The 2,215-nt window shown below is 70.2% G+C and carries 2 protein-coding genes and 1 pseudogene; all 3 read right to left on the reverse strand.

The genetic code is table 11. The features are described 5' to 3' along the window. The coding region (locus ON41_RS30730; protein WP_040751617.1) for a hypothetical protein at positions 1-805 on the reverse strand (805 nt) is incomplete at its 3' end. Then, positions 802-1,926 carry a hypothetical protein gene (locus ON41_RS41910; protein WP_157185667.1) on the reverse strand — a complete coding sequence of 375 codons (1,125 nt, stop codon included), beginning with the start codon at positions 1,924-1,926 and terminating at the stop codon, positions 802-804. The genes ON41_RS41910 and ON41_RS30730, both read right to left, overlap by 4 nt. Before the next feature lie 50 nt (positions 1,927-1,976). After that, positions 1,977-2,215, reverse strand: a pseudogene (locus tag ON41_RS30740) (hypothetical protein); the annotation flags it as partial.

Genomic DNA, 2,215 nt, shown 5'->3' on the forward strand with positions numbered 1-2,215 from the left:
CCAGGAAGTCGTGGGCCAGGCGGACGGCCACGCCCTCGAGTGCACGCGCCGGGTAGGCGATGAGTGCGGTGAGTGGCTGGTGGATGTGGTCCCACACGCGCCGCCCCCAGTCCGCGTCCCCGTAGGCGGTGTGGCGGGTCTCCGGTGGTGGCGCGTCCACCCCGGCCAGGCTGGTGACCTTCCGTGAGCTGGGTGGCAGGGCCAGCACGGCGCGGACGTCCGTGACGGCGGGGATGGGGTGGCCGGCGAGAGCGGCGTCGCGGCCGGCGATCAGGCCGGCGAGGTATCCGGCGGCGCGGTCGGCGACACAGCGGGGGTGGTAGTGCCAGGCCGGGGTGATGCCGTGGCGGGCGAGCATCCCGGTCAGGATGCGCTGGTCGAACGCGGGATTGACGCCGATGAGGTGCGCGCCGGTGGTCCAGGCGGTCACGAGGACCGCGGCGAAGGCTTCCTCGACACCGACGGTGAGACCGGTCGGGAATTGCCGCCAATCGGGGATATGGCTGGTGGTCGGGAGCACGATGTGCTCGGGCGGGGTGGTGCCGTGGACGATGTGGCGCTCGTGGAAGCGGCCGATGCTCAGGGCCTCGGGATCGGCGGTGGTCAGGTCGACGTCGAGGATCTGCAACAGGATCACGTAGTCGAGGGTCCGGTGTCCGGGGCGGTGTTCGCGGGCGATGAGCGCGATCTCCCAGGGGCGGGCGTCGTCGTGGGTGCCGGTGGTCTCGGTGTCGACGAACACCTCGCGGATGTCGCGCACGTTGTCGTCGGCGGCCTGTACGGCGGGGGATGGACTGGTGGTCACGGTGCGGGGGTCCTTTCGGGGTCGTCGGCGGTGATCAGGTCCCGCCAGGCCGGGGGGAGGTCGGTGGTCCGGTGATCGCACTTCACGACCGGGTAGTCGCGGTGGGTGAGTTCGGCGGGCGGTACGCGCCAGCCGTCTTCGTCGCACAGCGGTGGGAGGCCCGCGTCGAGGCGGCGGCGGGCGCAGGCATGGATGGCGGCGTAGCGGCCGGTGTCGGCGCGCTGGCGGGCCTGGTGGCGCTCGAGCCACTCCTCGTGGAGTTCACGGCGGGCCTTGCACCGGCGGCACGGCCAATCGCTGCCGCCGGGGTGGTGGTCGTCGCAGTGCCGGGGCGGTTCGGGGTCGTCGGGCTCGGCGGCGCGCAGCTCGACGAGCCACCGCTCGTGGGCTTCGGCGCTGCGGTCGCAGCGGGTGCATCCGGCGACGTAGCCGGTGTCATGGCCTGGGTGGTATCTCGGCGGGCCTTCGCGGAATTTTTCTCGCGCGATATCTAACGCAACGTTCCCCCCTAAGTCTCTAGTAAATGGATATTGGTTATGGGTTCCGTTCTGCTTCGGTTTTGCTTGAGCATGTGCTTCGCTGTTGCTTCGCATCTGCGCTGGTGGTGAAGGCTCTCGGCCGAAATTTGCGGATTTTTCGGTGGTATCGGGTGGGCCACGGAATTGCGGGGCGTTTGCGTTATCCACAGGCTGAGGCGGAAGCGGAGGGGCAGCATCCGGTGAAGCAAATGCTTCGGCGTCCGCTTCGGATTCGCTGCGGCCGTGCTGCCCTGTCCGTCGCCGGGTCTGCCCGGATCGCTGCCCGCCGATGCGGCCGGCCTCGGCCCGTTTGCGTTGGTGGTCGAGGATCGTCTCGCGCGAGCGCTGGCGGCCCGGGCCGAGCCATTCGTGGAACTGGTAGCCCCCGGTCACCTGATGCCAGAGCTTCGTGGCGACCAGTCGCTTGATCTGCGCGGGGGTGCCCATGGTCCGGGCCATGTGCTCGGGGATGAACCCCTCGGTGAGATTCGCCTGCTGGTTGGACCAGGCGCCGGCGCGCGTCCAGAGTCCGATAGCCGCGTTACCCGCGGCGACGATCTTGGCGTGGAACGGCATCGAGTCGTCGACCAGGAAATGGGGCACTTATGCCTGCCTCTCCGAGCCCGGGCGGTCGTCGTTGACCAAAGCCCGGCTCACGTGGTGTGGGGGATGTCGAACAGCGGCAGGGCGCCAGGGCCCGCCCCGCCGGTCGCGTCGCGCGTGCGGTGGCGGTGCGTCGGGCCGACGCCCGCGCCGAAGGAATCGGGCGAGACGAGCCAGCCGCCGCATTCACGGCACCGCACAGCCGGGCGCACCGGCGTTCCGTCGGGCATCCGCGCGATCGCATACGGATCGTCGCCCTCGTCGTCGGCGGGATAGGGATTGTCGGTGT

Source organism: Nocardia transvalensis NBRC 15921 (genome assembly GCF_000308875.1).
Lineage (GTDB): Bacteria > Actinomycetota > Actinomycetes > Mycobacteriales > Mycobacteriaceae > Nocardia > Nocardia transvalensis.